The sequence below is a fragment of the Streptacidiphilus alkalitolerans genome, from assembly GCF_042511045.1.
Taxonomy (GTDB): domain Bacteria; phylum Actinomycetota; class Actinomycetes; order Streptomycetales; family Streptomycetaceae; genus Streptacidiphilus; species Streptacidiphilus alkalitolerans.
Genome location: NZ_JBHEZX010000020.1, coordinates 117,466 through 134,000, shown reverse-complemented (window position 1 = coordinate 134,000; position 16,535 = coordinate 117,466). Strand labels below are relative to the sequence as shown.

The following is a 16,535-nucleotide window of genomic DNA, read 5'->3' as shown; positions in this document are numbered from 1 at the left end:
TCTCCGCCGGTGAGGACTACGGCTGAGGCGGCGCGGCGCTTCCTTCTCGCACGGCACCTGCTCACCCCTGCGCGCTCTGTCCCGGGCGGTCGCGACGGAGTGCTCGAGGTGCTGCGGCGGTTCGGATCGATCCAGTTCGATCCGATCGCGGTCGCCGGCCGGAACCACGACCTGGTGCTGCACGCGCGCGTCGCCGACTACGACCCCGCCTGGTGCGACCAGCTCTACGAACGCCGTGAGATCTTCGAAGCGACCAACAAGGCGCTGTCGTTCATCCCGGCGGGCGAGTTCCCCTGGTTCCGGCTGGGATTCGGCCGCAAGGGGCCGCGCTTCCACGCCCGGATCCTGGCCGAGAACGCCGAGGTGGCCGAACGCGTGCTGGGGCGGATCCGGGCGGAGGGGCCGCTGTCGACGCTCGACTTCGAAGTCGAGCACGGAGCGGCGAAGGACTGGTTCGGGATGCCGGAGAACGTCGTGCGCGCGGTGCTGGAGGCGTACACCGTCAGCGGCGAGATCGGCCTGGCGCGGCGTGAGGGCAACCGCCGGTATTACGACGTGGTCGAGCGGCTGCTCCCGGCCGAGCTGCTGGCCCGGGAGGTGCCGGTACGGGAACAGCTGCGGCACAGGATGCTGTCCCGCTACCGCGCCCACGGCCTGCTCGGCGCCGCCGGGGCCGGTGGCACGTTCGACCGCATCGCCCCGCCGAGGTCGACCCCGGAGCGGGTGGGGCGCGACACCCTGCGCGAGGAGTTGGTCGAGTCCGGTGCGCTGGTGTCCGTCGAGGTCGAGGGTCTGCGCGGCCGGCGCTTCGTGCTGGGCGAGGAGTCCGCGCTGTTGCAGGCGCCGCCGGAGCCGGTGGCCTCCGTGGCGTTCATCGCCCCGTTCGACGCACTGTTGTGGGACACCGCGCTGCTCTCGAACCTGTTCGACTTCCACTACGTGTGGGAGGGCTTCTTCAAGCCGGAGAAGCGCCGCTGGGGCTACTACGTGCTCCCGATCTGCTTCGGCGACCGCTTCGTGGGCCGGATCGAACCGCGGATCGACCGGGACCGGGCCCGTGTGCAGGTGCTCGACCTCTGGTGGGAGGACGGCTTCGCGCCGCGCCGCGCCGACGGGTTCGTCGACGCGATGCGCGACGCGCTCCGTGCGTACCTGCGCTTCGCGGGCGCGGACCGCCTGGAGTGGGCACCCCACCTCGCAGCTGAGGAGCGGCTCTTCAACCTCTGCCCGTGACCGAAGGGAGTTGAGTGTTCGTCAGTTCCCTCGCGCTGCGGGCGCGGACCCGCCGCCTGAACCGTCACGCTGTCACCGCGAGGGTCGTGGCCATGGGACGCGGGATCATCCGTGCGGCGGTCAGGCGCGGTCGTGGAGGGTGACGTGGTAGCCGTCGGGGTCGGCGAAGGTGAAGGTCCGGCCGAAGGGGCCGTCGATCGGCGCGGAGACGATGGTGTGACCGCCCGCGACGAGGGCGTCGTGAATGGCCTGGACGTCTGTGGCGTGGAGCCAGATCGCCGCACCGATGCCGGGCCGGTCAACGGACGCCAGGTCGGTGCCGGGAACGATGTCGCGCAGTGCGAACGCGATCGGCTTCGTCTCGAAGACGACGGCGTGCGGAGGGCCGGCCTGCGAGCGGACGAGGCCGAGGTACTGCTCGTAGAACGCCTGTGAGGCGTCGAGGTCGCGGGCCTGGAGCGAGATGAAGTCGGGGCCGGTGGCGGGCATGGTGGTGCTCCTTCTCTTCGTGTCAGCTTCCTGACACAGGCCAATGTATGTCAGAATGCTGACATGAGTCAAAACGACGCAGGCGTCGACCTGGACAAATCACTGGGCTACCTGCTGAAAGAGGCTTCGAGCGCCCTGCGCGCAGCCATGGAGGAGGTGCTGCGACCGCTGGGGATGAGCGTGACCCACTACTCCTGCCTCGAGCTGCTGGCTCAACGGCCCGGCCTGTCGAACTCCGAGCTCGCGCGTGGCGCGTTCGTGACGCGGCAGTCGATGAACGTGCTGCTCCAGACCCTGGAACGGGACGGCTATGTGACCCGGCCCGAGCAGGCACCCGTCGGGAAGGTCCTGCCAGCGCGGCTCACGCCCAGCGGCCGGCGGAGCCTGCGGAAGGCAACCGTGGCGGTCCGGTCCGTCGAGGTCAGAATGCTGGCCAGGATGACCGAGGCCGAGCAGTCGGGGGCGTTCCGGATCCTGCAGAGCATGGTCCATTCCCTGCGCGACGGCAACGACGGCGCTTAGCCCGTTTCCCGGCGCCTCGTCGGTGTCCGTGGATCCAGCCGGGTCGTGGCCGGGGTCAGGCTGGCCGGGGTCAGGCCGGCCGGACGGCTCGCAGCGCGAACATCAGCGGCACCTTCGGCTTGTCCTCCGGCAGCCGCCACCAGCCGCCCTCGTCACGCACCATGTCCGCGAAGCGGGGCCAAGGCAGCAGATCCGTCTCGCGCAGTACGTCCAGCCGCAGCCCCGCACCCGCCACGGCTTCGACGACATCGCCGATCCCGTGCCGCCACTCGTAACTCACCGTCGCGCTTTCCAGCGGCGGTCCGTCGGTGTACGTGCGGGCGTTGTCGATCCGCAGCGGCCCTCTGCCGCCCAGATAGTCCCGGCGCAGCCGCAGCTGCCCCGGTTCCTCGTCCGGCTGGGGAGTGGGGCCGAGCGAGTTGAGCAGCGGGTGGAACTCCACCAGGTACAGCACCCCGCCCGGCTGCAGCAGCGCGTGCACGATCTGCGCCCACCGGGGCAGGTCGGGCAGGTAGCACAGGGCGCCCTTGCCGGTGTAGACGACGTCGAAGCGTCGCCCGCCGAGCGCTGTCGGGGCGTCGTGCACATCGGCCTGGACGAACTCCAGGCTCGCCCTCGTCCCGGCCGCCAGCCGCCGGGCCTGGGTGACGGACTCCCGGGAGAAGTCGAGCCCCACCGTGTGCGCGGCACCCTGCTCGGCGAGAGCGCGGGTCTCGGTGCCCAGGTGGCACTGCAGGTGCAGCACCGTGCGGCCGTGCAGATCGCCGAGATCCGACCACTCGAAGGGCGCGAACCAATCGGCACCGGAGCGGGAGCCGTCCAGCCCGTAGAAGTCGCTGGCCGCGTGCACGGGCGTACGGGCGTCCCAGTTCCTCTCGTTGGCTGCCAGCATCTCCGGGACGGTCGGCTCACGACCTGTCTGCGTCATGAGGACATTCCTACCCGATCCTCCGACACCCTGACTCTCGAACGCCGAGAGCGCGTGGCGCACACGGGGCAGCGGCGGCGAACCCGCGCCGCAGTCGGGCGGCCCGCTGTGCTGCTGTCAGCCGCGGCGTTGCCGCGCCGGCCACTGGATGCCGGATCGGATCAGCACCGCCGGCGGCGAACCGCTGCTGCTCGCCGTAGCCGGGGCCCCGGGCGGTGCGCGGCGTTGAGGCCCCGCCCACGTACTGCTCCGAAAAAACACCTGTGCCTGCCCACGGCGACAACGCCGTGGGCAGGCACAGGTGCGGGCTACTGGGTGCCGGCGGCAGCTGTCAGTAGCCGTTGCTGCCGTATGCGATGGCGTCGAAGGAGCCGTAGGTGGCGTTCGCGTAGCGGACCGCGGCGATGATGTTGTCGACCGGGTTCATGATGTCCGAGTGGCCGGGCAGCGAGTAGGCGTCGAACGTCGGCTGGATCACCTGCATCAGGCCCTCGGACGGGGTGCCCGCAGCGGCGTTGGAGTCCCAGTTGTTGACCACGGTGGGGTCGCCGGAGGACTCGGTCATCGCACGGGCGGTGATGGCGTCGGCGGACGGCACCTGGTCGCCGTTGGCGGCGAGGACGGCCTGCGCCTGCGCGATCCAGCCGCTCAGGTTGTTGCCGTAGGTCGGGGTGGCGGCAGCCTGAGCCTTCGCCCGGGCGTCGGCAGCGGCCTGCGCCTGCGCGGCGGCAGCCTTGGCCTGGGCCGCGGCCTTGGCTTGGGCAGCGGCCTTCGCCTGCGCGGCGGCCTTGGCCTGAGCCTGCGCCTTGGCGGCTGCGGCGGCCTTGGCCTGGGCCGCGGCCTTCGCCTGGGCGGCAGCCTTCGCGGCTGCGGCGGCCTTGGCCTTCGTAGCGGCGGCAGCCTTGGCCTGCGCCTCCGCCTTGGCCTTCGCGGCGGCGGCCGACGCCTCCGCGGACGCGCTCTGCAGCGCCGCGCGCTGCTCGGAGCGGTTCGCGACGTCGTCGGAGGGGCGTGCGGCGGCCTGGGCGCTCGTTGCCGCGGTGTGGGTCGAACCCGAGTCGCCGCTGGTGAGCGCGACGGCGGTGCCGGTGGCAGCACCGGTCACCAGCAGGGCGGCGCTGAGGCCGACGGTAAGCCGCTTGTTGAGCCGAAGCTCGGCGAGGCGCTGCTTGGCGCGGGACAGGGAAGGCTGGACGCGGTGACGCATGGAACTCCAATGTCGACGGGACTGCCCAGGTCCGAGGGCGCACCGGTCCCCGCGTTCGCCTGAGGCGTCGCTACGGGGGTGGTGGGCCGCCCGGCGGCTCGGGACTTGCCCGACCGAGCAGGAGAGCCGTTCAGTGGCGGACGGTCCGGCGCTGGTTGCGCCGTTCTCCTGGCTCTCGGCAGGTGCTGTGTTCGCCTGCCTCGTGCACAATCACACGGTCTTTACAAACGGAGCAAGAAATTCCGTTAGAAAGTGCGGCACGCCACATCGCCCATGTGACCCGCGTCTCCATTGACCTTGATGCCGAGCCGTGAATGATGTGACATGCCACCGGATTTGCCATGAAATCGGACATATCGCCCCAGTTCTGGCAGGGCAGAGAATGACCCAGATCGTTGACGCTCATGGCCGGAGCTCGTCGGAACCAGCGGATCCGCGTCCGCCATCGCCGGGCTATGCCAAGGTCGGCGGCAACAACGTCGGCTCCTACGAGCCGGACCCGTCCATCATTACCAGGGGCAACGGCTTCCGGGGCTGACCCTGTTGTGAGGGCACGTCATATCCGGGCACGGATCGCTCTGGCGCGCTCGGCCGGCAGATCACCGTGTCCCGGTGGACGCTGGACCGGGAGGGCACGATCACGGACCGCGGCCCACTGCGCGTCCGTGCCATCGGTGGTACACCTGGCATCGGTCTTGCCAGCGCTGAGCAATGCTCGTGCCCAGGGGGAAGAATGGACGTTGTTGAGGGCCCGGAAGACGCCTGGGTGAGGTTGAACGATCGGATCGGGCGGTTGCGCCGCCATTTGGAGGGAGATCCGTTCGACCGGACCCGCCCGGCTGCCGCGCTCGCCTCCGCGCTCGATGACCTCGGCGAAGTGCTGTCCGGTTCCGGGCGGGTGTCGGAGGCGGTGAGCGCCGGGCAGGAGTCTGTGGCGATCTGGCGGGGCCTGCTGGGTTCGTCTCCCGGACCGGCAGCCGAACACGCGCCGGGATTCATTCACGCCCTGGCGAATCTGGGCTGCTGGTCGGTGGAGGCAGGCGAGCTGGAGCGGGGCGTGGCTGCCGCGCGGGAGGCTGTGGCGCTCTGCCGCCCCCTGGCTGATCCGTCCGCCTGTGTTCCGGCCGCGCACCGGCTCCTCGTCTTCGTCCTCTGGAGCCTCAGTGTCTGCCTCGACGCACAGGGGCAACACGCCCCGGCACTGGACGCGGCGCGGGAGGCTGTGACCGTCCTTCGGCCGATGGCGGACCCGCAGACCGGTGACCCGGACACCTACAACTCGCACCTGGCCACCCTCCTCCTCCACCTCTGCACCCGTCTGATGGCATCGGGGCAGTGGGCGCAGGCCCTGAGCGTGGCCCGCGAGGCAGTGGACCTGTTCCGGGAACCGGCTGCCGCTCAGGACCGGGTGCCAGACGATCTGGCCGGCGCCCTGGGCAACCTCGCCGCTTGCCAGTTCCGCGCGGGGCTGTGGGCCGAAAGCCTCGCCGCAGGACAGGAGGCCGCGGCGGTCTACCGGCAACTGGCACGTGCGGGCTCCTCCCGGGAACCCGGCGTGCTCGCATTCAACCTTTCCGCAGCCCTGACCAATATCGCCGCGGCCCTGATCGATGGCGGGCGCCTGTCCGAGGCATTGACCGCCGCGCGCGAGGCGGTGCAGGTGCTGCGCGACCTGCCCGGCTCCGGGATGGCCCTTCCCGTACCCCCCGAGCAGCCCCTCGCCGGTGCTCTGAACAACCTCGCCCGCACTTTGTGGTTGACCGGCAGGGAGGACGAGGCCCTGGCCGTGGGGCAGGAAGCGCTCGACCTCAGCCGCAGCCTCACCGGCCCGGTCCGGGACGTGTTCATCGCCACCACGCTGGGCAACCACGGGTACTGGATGCTGCTGAAGGATCACCGCGTCCAGGCCCTGACCGCGCTGCAGGAGTCCACCACCCTGCTGCGCCGCCTGGCCGACCCGGTCACCGGCAATCCGGACCTGCACGAGCCCGATTTCGCCACCGCCCTGTGCAACCTCGGCGCCGGCCTGGCCGGCCTGGGCCGGTTCACCGAGGCACTGGCGGCCGACCAGGAGGCCTACACGATCCGGCGCCGACTCGCCGCCGGCGCAAACCGCGCCCCAGCCCCCCACCAGGCAGGACTCGGCATCTCCCTGAACCATCTGGCCCGCCGGGCCGCAGAGGCGGGGCACTACGAAACGGCCCTGCTCCGTGCCCGGGAAGCTGAAGCGATCTTCCGGCGGCTCGTCGGCGCCGACCTGTCCCCCGTCCACAGCCCCCGCCTCGCCGCCCTGCTCGCCGACACGAGCGTCTGGCTGCTCAGGACCGGCCGCCGTCCCGAGGCTCTGGCCGCCGGCGAGGAGGCCGTGGCCGTGCTGCGCCGCCTCGCCGACCGAACAGCCGGCAACCCGGCAACGTACGAGCCGCCGCTCGCCGTCGCCCTCAGCACGCTGTGCGCCTGCCTGAGTGCGGCGGGGCGACACGAAGAGGCCCTGGCAGCGGCGACCGAGGCAGTGAGGATCTGTCAGCGCCCGGCCGCCCCGGCTGCCGGCGATCCCACGGCCACGAGCTCCGCCGTGGCCGCTGCCCTGGTCGTCCGGGCCAGGCAGTCGGCCGTGATGCGACGTCAACCCCAGGCACAGGCCGACAGCACCCAGGCCGTGGCGATCCGCCGCCACCTGGCCGACCAGGCCGCCGGCAACCCCGCCTCCTACCGCGCCGACCTGGCCCTGGCCCTGGACGTCCTGGCACGATCCCGATCCATCGGGTCGGACTTCCCAGGAGCACTACTGGCCAGCGGGGAAGCCGTCCAGATCTACCGAGAACTGATCATCGACGCCCCCGCCCACTACCTGGAACACCTGCGCGAGACCCTGCAGCTCCAGGCACATGTACTCCTCGAACTCCACCGGCCCGGCGACGCCCGGACCGTCCAGGACTGGCTCGCCGCCCACCCACCGCACGCCGAGTAGCAGGACCGGTCACGGTCCGGCGCGGGATGACTGACCGTCAGGCCTGCGCGAGGTGGCATCCAGCTCGGCTCGGGATCTCCCACCGCCGGGTGCACCAGTCGGGTGGCGGGTGGCGCCAGGGCTGAGCAGCACCGCGGCCGGGCCGGACGATGTCCCGGCCCGGCCGCGGTGCTGCGCCAGGGGCTCCGGGGCGGGCTGCTCCGCCCACTCCAGGGTGAACGGGCCCTGCGACGGCGCGAAGCCGTGGGTGGTGCTCATGCCCACGCCGTCGACCTTCAGGTGGAGCGTGATCCCCGCGCTGAGGGTGCCGGTCACGATGGTCGAGCCCGCCTCCCCGGCCGGGCACTGGTCCGGGCTGGGGCCGGCGCCGAACTCGTCCACGGTGACGGAGTTGCCGAGGAACATCCCGATGATGCTGTTGAAGCCGGGGTACGCGCTGCAGGTGTCGATCTGGTAGGAGCCGGTCTCGGGCACGGTCCACAGGTACCAGACCGAGGCCCCGCCGCTGTGGTCCTGGATGGTCTGCTCGCCGGGCTCCTGGGTCGCGCCGATGTTGGATCCGCTGACCGACCCCGAGGTCCCGCTGATCGGCTGGGCGTTCGCGAAGTCGTCATTGGCCGGGGGCGTTCCGGACGGGACGTGCGGGGTGATCGCCCCCGTGGGCTGGGAGGGCTGGCTGGTGCCGCCGTCGGCGTTGGTGGCGGTCACCGTGAAGGTGTAGGCGGTGCCGTCGGTCAGGCCGGTGACCAGGATCGGACAGCTGGGGCCGGTCGCGGTGATCCCGCCGGGGCTCGCGGTCACCGTGTAGGAGGTGATCGGGCTGCCGCCGTCCTGGAAGGGTGCCGAGCAGGACACGTAAGCGGCCTCGTCCAGTGTCGCCGCGCCCGGCGTCAGCGGCGGGCCGGGGATGCCGACCGGGGTCGGGGTGACCGGGTTGGAGGGGTCCGAGGCCGGTCCGTCGCCGGTCCCGGTGGTGGCGTGGACGGTGAAGGTGTAGCTGGTGCCGATGGTCAGGCCGGTGATCTCGATGTCCGGGGCACCGGCCGCCACGGTGGCGGTGAGGCCCCCGGGGCTGGAGACGACGGTGTAGCTGAGGAGCGGGCGTCCGCCGGTGACGGCGGGCGGGGTGAAGGCGACGTCCACGGTGCCGGTGGTGGCTCCCACCGGGGTGGCGTTGTTGGCGGTGACGTCGGTGGGAGCGCCGGGCAGGCCCTGGACGGCAACCACCGCCGGGGCCGACTCCGGGCCGTTCCCACCCAGGTTGGTGGCGTGGACGGTGACGGTGTAGTTGGCGCCGTCGGTTAGTCCGGTCACGGTGATCGGCGGGCTGTTGTAGCTGGTGACCCCGTCGGTGGTGACCGGGGTGACCGCCGCGGTGACGGAGACGCCGGGGCCGGTGGTGACATTGACCCCGGGCCTGACGGTGGCGGTGTAGGAGGTGATCGGGTTGTGGATGCCGGTGGTCGCGCTGGCGTCCGCCGCGGCCGGGGTGGCGGTGACGGTCAACCGGCCGTCGCCCGGCGTCGCGCTGGTGATGACCGCCTTGAGCGGGGTCCTGTAGGTGGTCACCGGTGCGGACGGCGGGGACGGGAAGCCCTCGCCGAGCGCGTTGGTCGCGGTGACGGTGAAGGTGTACGCCTGGCCGGCGGTCAGATCGCGCACCACCACCGGGCTGCCGTTGGTGGTGACGGTCTGGTCGTAGCCGGGGTCGGTGGTCTTGGCGTAGACCGTGTAACCGGTGACCGGCTTGCCGCCGTCGAGCGTCGGCGGGGTGAAGGAGACCGTGGCCCGCTGGTTGCCCGCCACGGCGGAGACTCCGGTCGGCGCGGCCGGGGCGCCGGTCATCGGGGTGATGCTGACCTGGGCGGCGGTCGTGCCCGCCGATCCGCTCACCCTGGTCGCGCCGGGGATCACGTAGCTGGATCCGCCGCCCCCGCCGCCGGCCCCCTTGGCCTGTCCGTTGCCGCCGCCCCCGCCGCCGAAGTAGCCGCCGCCGCCGCCTCCGCCGCCCGAGGCACCGTCGTCGGACTTGTCGCAGTGGCCGCCGCAGCCGCCCTTGCCGGCCGTGCCCGGCTTACCGGCGCTGGACTTGATCGTCGTGGCCGGGTTGCCGCCGGCGCCTCCGGCAGTCTGGGTGCCGCCTCCGCCGCCCGCACCGGCGGCCGGCTGGTTGTTGCCGCCGTAGCCGCCGCCGGACCCGGTGAGCAGTCCGCCGGCCCCGCCGGCACCGCCCTTGCCGACCGCGCCGTCGCCTCCGCCGCCGCCCCCTCCGCCGGCGACCACCAGCGGCTGGGCGGCTCCGTTGCACGCGGCAGCCGAGTAGACCCTGGTCGAGCCACCGCCGTCGCCGCCGAGGGAGAAGGCTCCGCCGCCGTGGAACCCGCCGTCCGGGCCGCCGCCGCTGGCGAGCAGGTACTGGCCGGGAACCACCGGGAGATCGGCCTGGACGTCCGCTCCGCGCCCGCCCTTGCCGCCGCCCTTCCCGTAGTCCCCGTCGAACTTGGAACCGTCGGCTCCGGTCCCGCCGACGACCTCGACCCGGACGCTCGTGGTGTTCGCCGGGATGTGGTAACAGCCGTTCAGGAAGCCGTACTTGTCCGCACGGTAGGTCGCGGTGTCGCCGAGCGGCGCGGGTTTCGCGGCGGCCGCAGCCGCGTTCGCGGTGACGGTACCGGTGATGGTTCCGGCGTGTGCCGTGCCTGCGACGCCCCCCACCGACCCGAGGGTCAGTGCCGCGCAGCCGGCCACGGCCAGCAGCCCCCGGGTGCGTGCGCGCATGGCGCGATGAACTCTTGGCCTCATAGGTGATTTCCCCCCACCTTGTGTGCCGTCAGATGCGGCAACCACCCATCAGCATGGGGTGTACAAAGGGTGCGAGTCCAGATGAAGCGGGTGGGCTTCTGAAGTGGCTTCCGTAACTGTCGATTCGTCAATTCGCCGATAATGGACTGATGTTCGCAAAGATCACCGAGAATGGGAGAGGCGTGCGATGAAGCGGGATCCGACGCAGCACGGGGCCGCCGTGGTGGTGCGGGGGCAGAGCCAGGGATCTGGCCCGGCAGATCGCCTACCGCACGGCGGCGTCCGGCACTTCTGGTAGTGAAATCCTCCTCTCGGGGCACCAATCGGGCGAGGAACGCGGTGGCGGCGGGGAGGAGTGCGTACCCGCTGTGGGCCGCGCCGGGGACGATGTCGAGGACCGGGCGGATGCCGTGGGTGAGCAGGTTGTCGCGCAGCAGCAGGATGCTCTCGGTACCGTTGAGCGGGGTCAACGGGTGCGGTTGGCAGTCCAGTTCGCCGATCAGGAGCTGGATGGGAATGGTGCTCAGGCTCTCCGGGCGAGCTTCGGCACCGAATCGGGCGGGCAGGTCGGACGTGCCGTGGGGCCATTCGGCGGTGGCGTCGAGCAGGGTGACCCGGCCGGGGGCGCCGATGCTGACGCCGGCCAGGCGGTCGGGGTGCAGGTACAGGAAGCGCAGCGCGAACTGGCCGCCGCCGGAGAAGCCCTGCAGATAGAAGCTGTCGGCTGCGACGGCCAGCGTACGGCCGCTTTGGCGGTCATCTCCAGGAGCAGGTGGTCGAAGCGGATGCCCTGGTAGGCGACCAGTTTGTAGTTGTCGATGTCGTTGGGGTCCCCGATGGCGGCGGGGAACAGGGGGCCAGGACGATGCGCCGGTGAGTGTCGGCGAAGGCGGCGAAGCCATCGCGGTAGCCGGTCGCGTCGCGCTCGGTTCCGTGGACGGTGACCACCAGCGGGTGGGGACGGGTGGTGTCGATGTCGTGGGGCACGTAGAGGCAGTAGGAGAACCACTGGTCGGCTTGGCAGGCGAAGAGCGGGGTCCGTCCGGTCATCAGGTCGATGCCGGGGTGCCCCGGGTGCTGCGCCTTGAGCTCGGCCAGGGTGATCGGGCGTGGTGCGGGCATGGCTGCTCCGGTGGTGGTGGTCAGACGGCTTCGAGGGAGAGGGCGTTGGTGCGCGGTCCGAGGGCCGCGACGGTGGCGGCCAGGACGGCGAGCACAGCACCGCAGCCGGCGTATAGCACACCGGCACCCAGGGCGTCGAGGGTAGTTTGGAGCATGTCCACAGGATGGTGACCACCCACAACACCTCTACGTGCGCGGACGCGGCCGGCCTCCTGTGCGAGGGCCTGGCGGACGAGATACGGAAGCTGTCGAAGGTCGGCCGGACCCCGCTGGCGGTAGACCTGCGCATGGACGCCGAGGTGGAGCTACCCGCGTCGATGGCGGAGGATCTGGAGCGGGCGGCAAGCGCGTTGCTGCGCCTGTCGCGCCACCCCTTCGGGCGCCCTATGTGGCAGGACTGGACGCTGGCGCTGCACGAGCGGTACGGCAACGGGGCGCTCGTCCCGCTGGCGCAGGCACTGAATCCCGACGCCGGCGTGGGCTACCCGGCCACCTACCCCGGTAGCACGATCCCGGCCCCGGCCCCGGAGGCAGCGCCAACGGCATGACGGAGGCCCACCCGCTTCGCGACGCCGGATTCTGGTCTGTACCAATACGCGCTAGTGGTCTTGACCAATCTTGGCGGCGGACATACAAAAGTCGTCAACTCACCCATGCCTCAGTGCAGGTGAGCCGATTGGTCGCCCCCACTCCTCTCCCCCTGGAGGATTCATGCGCCTTGGAAAGCGGATTCTTCGCACGGCACTGGCGAGCTGTTCAGCCCTCGGCCTGGCCATCGGCGGAACGGTCCTGGCAGTGGCCTCGGCGCCCGCCGCGCAGGCGGCCACCACCTGCGCCACGGCCTGGAGCGCCGCCACGGTGTACACCGCAGGCCAGCAGGCCAGCGAGAACGGCACCAACTACACGGCCAACTACTGGACCCAGGGCAACGACCCGGCCACCAGCAGCGGCGGCAGCGGTTCGGGACAGCCCTGGACCTCCAACGGCGCCTGTACCGGCGGCTCCTCCGGCGGCGGAGGGGGCGGCGGCGGGACCGGCGGGACCGGGACGGGCTCGGTCAGCGGCCTGCTCCTGAGCCCGTACAAGGACGTCACCATCAACATGAACTGGAACACCTACCAGCTGCAGTCGGCGGCCGGCGGGTCCGTGCAGCCGCTGGTCGGCTCCGGCAGCATGGTGTCCCAGTACGTCCCGAAGCTGCCTGCCGTCAGCCTCGCCTTCGCCACCGGCTCCTGCGGCAGCGAGACCTGGGGAGGCGTCTCGGGTGCCAACTGGGCCGCCGAGAACGTGCCCCAGCTCCACTCCGCCAACCTGAACTACGTGGTGTCCACCGGCGGCGCAGCCGGGACGTTCACCTGCGGCTCCACCTCCGCCATGAACTCCTTCATCTCGCGCTACACCAGCTCGAACCTGGTCGGCATCGACTTCGACATCGAGAACGGGCTCAGCTCCTCGGACATCACCAACCTGGTCAACGCCGCGGCCGGCGCCCAGGCCACCTACCCCAAGCTCCAGTTCAGCTTTACCCTGGCCACCCTGGGCGCCTCCGACGGCTCCTACGGTGGCGTGAACTCGCTCGGCAACCAGGTCGTCCGCGCGGTCCTGGGCTCCAGCCTGAAGTCGTACGTCATCAACCTGATGACCATGGACTTCGGCAACGCTTCCAGCAGCGTGTGCGTGGTCTCCGGCAGCATTTGCGAGATGGCCCAGTCCTCGATCCAGGCAGTGAAGAACCTGGAGCACACCTACGGGATCCCGGCCGGCAAAATCGCCGTCACGCCGATGATCGGCATGAACGACAACACCAGCGAGACCTTCACCACTGCGGACGTGGACACCTTGTCGTCCTACGCGAAGAGCAACGGCCTGGCCGGCGTCCACTTCTGGTCCCTGGACCGAGACACGCCCTGCAACTACACCTACGCGTCGCCCACCTGCAACTCCGTGTCCAGCACCACCCCGCTGCAGTACACCAAGAGGTTCCTGAGCGACCTCGGGTACTGACCCCTCCGGGGTGACTGCGGGCCGTGCACCTCGCGTGCACGGCCCGCAGTCCCGTGTCCCCGCCGCAGGTGCGACACGTCCACGAGCAGTCCAGGTTCCTGCCCTGGATCCCGGCGGCAACATCCCCCGGGCAGCGCACCTGCAGTGCCCTCGCCGTTGCGGATGGCGTAGATTCCGGTGATTCGGCCGTTGGCGACCTCCGCTGTCGGCGGTCCACACGACGTCCAGCGCAAGCAGCGACAGCAGTTCTTCTAGGTCACCGGTGGCGGCCGCACTGGCCGTGCCGTTGACCTGGTGGTACGGTCTACGGCCCGGCGCGGGATACTGATCGCCATGCGCACTGATTTCGACCCACAGGCGATGGAGCCGTTCGCCTTCTACCAGCTGCTGACCGCAGTGGTGGTACCCCGGCCGATCGCTTGGGTGTCCACGCTGAGCTCTGCCGGGACGGCGAACCTCGCACCGCACTCGTTCTTCACCGTCGCGTGTGTTGATCCGCCGATTGTGCAGTTCACCTCGGTGGGGCGGAAGGACACGCTGGTCAATGTGGAGGCGACGCGGGAGTTCGTGGTCAGTTTCGCGTCCGAGCCGATGTTCGAGCAGATCAATGACACCGCGACGGACTTTCCGCACGGGGTGGACGAGTTCGAGGCGGTCGGGGTGGAGCGGGAGCCGTCGCTGCGGGTGAAGCCGCCGCGGGTGGCGGGGGCGCCGGTGGCGTTGGAGTGCCGACTGCACAGCACGCTCTGCCTGGGGAACTCGACGGTGGTGTTCGGCGAGGTGCTGCACGCCGCCGTGGACGAGGCGGTGCTGGTGGACGGGCACCCGGAGATCGGGCTGCTGCGACCGCTGTCCCGGCTCGGCCGGAACGAGTGGGGGAGTACCGCCACGGACGGGGTCCGCGAGATCGCGCGGATCCGCTACCAGGACTGGGAGCAGCGGTGACGGACCTGCTGAGGATCGGCGTGATCGGGCTGGGCGACATCGCACAGAAGGCGTATCTGCCGGTGCTGACCGCCGAGCCCGGGCTCGATCTGCATCTGATGACCCGGGACCGGGCCAAACTGGACCGGATCGGCGACCAGTACCGGCTGCCGAACCGCCACGACTCGCTGGAGTCGCTGCTCGCGGCGGACCCCGCGGCGGCCTTCGTGCACGCCGCGACCAGCGCGCATGTGCCGATCGTCGAGGCATTGCTGAAGGCCGGCGTGGATGTCTATGTGGACAAGCCGCTTGACTATACGTACGAGGGCGCCCGGGGGCTGGTCGAGCTCGCCGAGGCGACCGGGCGTTCGCTGATGGTCGGCTTCAACCGCCGCCTCGCGCCCGGTTACGCCCAGGCGGTCGAGCGCCCTCGGGATCTGATCCTGCTGCAGAAGAACCGCGAGGGCCTGCCCGAGGCGCCGCGCAGTTTTGTCTTCGACGACTTCGTCCATGTGGTGGACACCCTGCGCTTCCTCGTCCCCGGCGAGATCACCCACCGGCATGTGCGCTCCCGGACGCGGCAGGGGCTGCTGGAGCACCTGGTGCTGGAGCTCTCCGGGGATGGCTTCACCGCCCTCGGGATCATGAACCGGGTCAGCGGCTCGGTCGAGGAGATCCTCGAGGTCTCCGGACGGAACTCCAAGCGCCAGGTGGTCAACCTCGCCGAGGTGATCGACCAGCGGGGCCAGCCGACCCTCCGTCGGCGCGGGGACTGGGTGCCGGTCGCCCGGCAGCGCGGCATCGAGCAGGTCTGCCACCAGTTCCTGGACGCGCTGCGCAAGGGGCGGACCGTCTCGGCCCGGGACGCGCTGCTCACCCATGAGCTGTGCGAGTGGATCGTCGGCCAGGTGGAGGAGTCCGGCTGAGTCGGGGCGCGTTGAGCGGCGTCAACAACTGACCCGCTGTCATGCTGGTTGGATGATGATCATGACGGCGCGGGTCGGCCTGCTCGCGGTGCTGCTCGCCCTGGCCCCGGCCCTCCCCGCAGGCGTGACCGCGAGCGCCGCGGGCGGGCCCTCCGCCGGGGACCGCGCCGTGGCCGCCCGGCTGCACACGCGCTTCGCCGGCGCGGGCCTCGGCTCCGGCGGGGTGGGCCAGGTGGTGGACGTCGCCTCGGGGCGCACGGTGTGGGCCTCCGGTGCGGGAGCGGGCCGGATGCCGGCCTCCACCAACAAACTCGCCGTCGCGGTGGCCGCGCTGACCGCCCTCGGCCCGGACCGCACCGAGCGCACCCGCACCCGCTACGAGCCGTCGACCCGCACCCTCTACCTGGTCGGCGGCGGAGACCAGCGGCTGGCCGCAGCCGACCTCAAGGCCCTGGCCGCCGCGACCGCCAAGGTGCTGGCGATGCGTCAGCTCCCGGTGGCCGCGCTCCGGGTCGACGACTCGCTCTTTCCCGCGCCGACCGCGGCCACCGCCTCGCCGGGCTGGCTGCCCGGCTACTACCCGGGCGAACTCGCCCCGGTCCGGGCCCTGGCGCTGTGCGGGGCCAGGGTGAACGACACCGCGCTGGCGGCCGGGCAGCTCTTCGCCACGCAGCTCGCCGCGGCCGGAGTCCGGCTCCCGAGGACACCGCCGGGACGCGCGGTCGCACCGGCGACGGCGGTCGATCTGGCCTCGCACACCTCCGGACCGCTCTGGGAGGCGGTCGAGTACATGCTGAAGGTCAGCGACAACAACATCGCCGAGGGGCTGCTGCGGCTGACCGCGCTCGCCCGGCACCGCCCGCCCAGCTGGCAGGGCGGCACCGCGGCGGTCCGCGACATCCTCACCGGGTACGGGATCCCGCTGCGCGGGGTGGCGCTGTTCGACGGCAGCGGACTGTCCCGCCGGGACCGGATGACCGCCGCGGCGCTCAGCGCGCTGGCGGCGCTCGCCGTCGACCCGCGCGACCACAAGCAGCTCTGGCCGCTGTTCCCTGGGCTGCCGGTGGCCGGGCGGGACGGGACGCTGGCCGCCCGCCTGCACCGCTTCAGCACCCGGCCCAGCACCTGCGCGGCCGGCCGGGTGCATGCCAAGACCGGCACCCTGCACGATGTGGTCGCCCTGGCCGGGGTGACCCGGGGACGGGACGGGCGCTGGAAGGCGTTCGCCTTCGTCGAGAACGGGCCGGCGGGGTTGGGCCGGGCCCGGCAGGGGGTGGACCGGCTCGCCGCGACGGTCACCGGTTGCTGGTGAGCCCCGCGCGGTCGGTGGGACGAGGTGAGACGGGGTGTCAACGGGGCCGGGATCGCCGGGCGTTGGAGCCGACTCCAGGTACTACGGTGATCCGT

General features: G+C 71.5%; 15 protein-coding genes. 9 read left to right on the top strand and 6 right to left on the bottom strand.

Annotation, left to right across the window (positions count from 1 at the left end; translation table 11 throughout):
- Window positions 1-9: 9 nt before the first annotated feature.
- The gene (locus tag ACEZDG_RS32700; protein WP_380516890.1) at window positions 10-1,233 is read left to right on the top strand and encodes a DNA glycosylase AlkZ-like family protein; all 1,224 of its coding nucleotides are present in this window, start codon (window positions 10-12) and stop codon (window positions 1,231-1,233) included.
- Window positions 1,234-1,353: 120 nt separating this feature from the next.
- Here the strand turns inward: ACEZDG_RS32700 and ACEZDG_RS32695 are convergent, their stop codons facing one another.
- A complete protein-coding gene (locus tag ACEZDG_RS32695; protein ID WP_380516887.1) occupies window positions 1,354-1,722 on the bottom strand; it encodes a VOC family protein in 369 nt (122 codons plus the stop codon).
- 63 nt (window positions 1,723-1,785) lie between these two features.
- On the opposite strand from ACEZDG_RS32695, the gene ACEZDG_RS32690 reads away from it, so the two are divergent.
- Window positions 1,786-2,244, top strand: a complete 459-nt coding sequence (locus ACEZDG_RS32690; protein WP_380516884.1) for a MarR family winged helix-turn-helix transcriptional regulator — start codon at window positions 1,786-1,788, stop codon at window positions 2,242-2,244.
- 70 nt (window positions 2,245-2,314) lie between these two features.
- Here ACEZDG_RS32690 and ACEZDG_RS32685 read toward each other — a convergent pair whose 3' ends face one another.
- Both ACEZDG_RS32685 and ACEZDG_RS32680 read right to left on the bottom strand, forming a co-directional pair.
- On the bottom strand, window positions 2,315-3,172 hold the full coding sequence (locus ACEZDG_RS32685) for a class I SAM-dependent methyltransferase (RefSeq protein WP_380516881.1): 858 nt from the start codon (window positions 3,170-3,172) through the stop codon (window positions 2,315-2,317).
- A gap of 331 nt (window positions 3,173-3,503) precedes the next feature.
- A complete protein-coding gene (locus tag ACEZDG_RS32680) occupies window positions 3,504-4,379 on the bottom strand; it encodes a lytic transglycosylase domain-containing protein (protein ID WP_380516878.1) in 876 nt (291 codons plus the stop codon).
- Window positions 4,380-5,112: 733 nt separating this feature from the next.
- Here ACEZDG_RS32680 and ACEZDG_RS32675 point away from each other — a divergent pair.
- Window positions 5,113-7,350 (top strand): tetratricopeptide repeat protein, encoded by a 2,238-nt coding sequence (locus ACEZDG_RS32675; RefSeq protein WP_380516876.1) that lies wholly within the window; start codon window positions 5,113-5,115, stop codon window positions 7,348-7,350.
- A 9-nt stretch (window positions 7,351-7,359) separates the two neighbouring features.
- Here ACEZDG_RS32675 and ACEZDG_RS32670 read toward each other — a convergent pair whose 3' ends face one another.
- On the bottom strand, window positions 7,360-10,128 hold the full coding sequence (locus ACEZDG_RS32670) for a fibronectin type III domain-containing protein (RefSeq protein WP_380516873.1): 2,769 nt from the start codon (window positions 10,126-10,128) through the stop codon (window positions 7,360-7,362).
- A 392-nt stretch (window positions 10,129-10,520) separates the two neighbouring features.
- Between ACEZDG_RS32670 and ACEZDG_RS32665 the strand changes: the two genes are divergently transcribed.
- A complete protein-coding gene (locus tag ACEZDG_RS32665) occupies window positions 10,521-10,949 on the top strand; it encodes a hypothetical protein (RefSeq protein WP_380516870.1) in 429 nt (142 codons plus the stop codon).
- Here the strand turns inward: ACEZDG_RS32665 and ACEZDG_RS32660 are convergent.
- Window positions 10,909-11,274 (bottom strand): hypothetical protein, encoded by a 366-nt coding sequence (locus ACEZDG_RS32660; protein WP_380516868.1) that lies wholly within the window; start codon window positions 11,272-11,274, stop codon window positions 10,909-10,911. The genes ACEZDG_RS32665 and ACEZDG_RS32660 overlap by 41 nt on opposite strands.
- A 20-nt stretch (window positions 11,275-11,294) precedes the next feature.
- Window positions 11,295-11,429, bottom strand: coding sequence for a hypothetical protein (locus ACEZDG_RS32655; protein WP_380516866.1), 135 nt, complete (start codon window positions 11,427-11,429; stop codon window positions 11,295-11,297).
- Window positions 11,430-11,438: 9 nt separating this feature from the next.
- On the opposite strand from ACEZDG_RS32655, the gene ACEZDG_RS32650 reads away from it, so the two are divergent.
- The 5 genes from ACEZDG_RS32650 to dacB all read left to right on the top strand — a co-directional run bounded on the left by ACEZDG_RS32650 (window position 11,439) and on the right by dacB (window position 16,440).
- Window positions 11,439-11,822, top strand: coding sequence for a lantibiotic dehydratase (locus tag ACEZDG_RS32650; RefSeq protein ID WP_380516863.1), 384 nt, complete (start codon window positions 11,439-11,441; stop codon window positions 11,820-11,822).
- A gap of 163 nt (window positions 11,823-11,985) precedes the next feature.
- Window positions 11,986-13,278 carry a carbohydrate-binding protein gene (locus ACEZDG_RS32645; RefSeq protein ID WP_380516860.1) on the top strand — a complete coding sequence of 431 codons (1,293 nt, stop codon included), beginning with the start codon at window positions 11,986-11,988 and terminating at the stop codon, window positions 13,276-13,278.
- A gap of 333 nt (window positions 13,279-13,611) precedes the next feature.
- Window positions 13,612-14,223: a flavin reductase family protein gene (locus ACEZDG_RS32640; RefSeq protein ID WP_380516857.1), complete on the top strand. Its 612-nt coding sequence runs from the start codon at window positions 13,612-13,614 to the stop codon at window positions 14,221-14,223.
- Between the two features lie 8 nt (window positions 14,224-14,231).
- Window positions 14,232-15,128 (top strand): Gfo/Idh/MocA family protein, encoded by an 897-nt coding sequence (locus tag ACEZDG_RS32635; RefSeq protein ID WP_380516938.1) that lies wholly within the window; start codon window positions 14,232-14,234, stop codon window positions 15,126-15,128.
- 52 nt (window positions 15,129-15,180) lie between these two features.
- Window positions 15,181-16,440 (top strand): D-alanyl-D-alanine carboxypeptidase/D-alanyl-D-alanine endopeptidase, encoded by a 1,260-nt coding sequence (gene dacB / locus ACEZDG_RS32630; protein ID WP_380516853.1) that lies wholly within the window; start codon window positions 15,181-15,183, stop codon window positions 16,438-16,440.
- The last annotated feature ends 95 nt before the right edge of the window (window positions 16,441-16,535 follow it).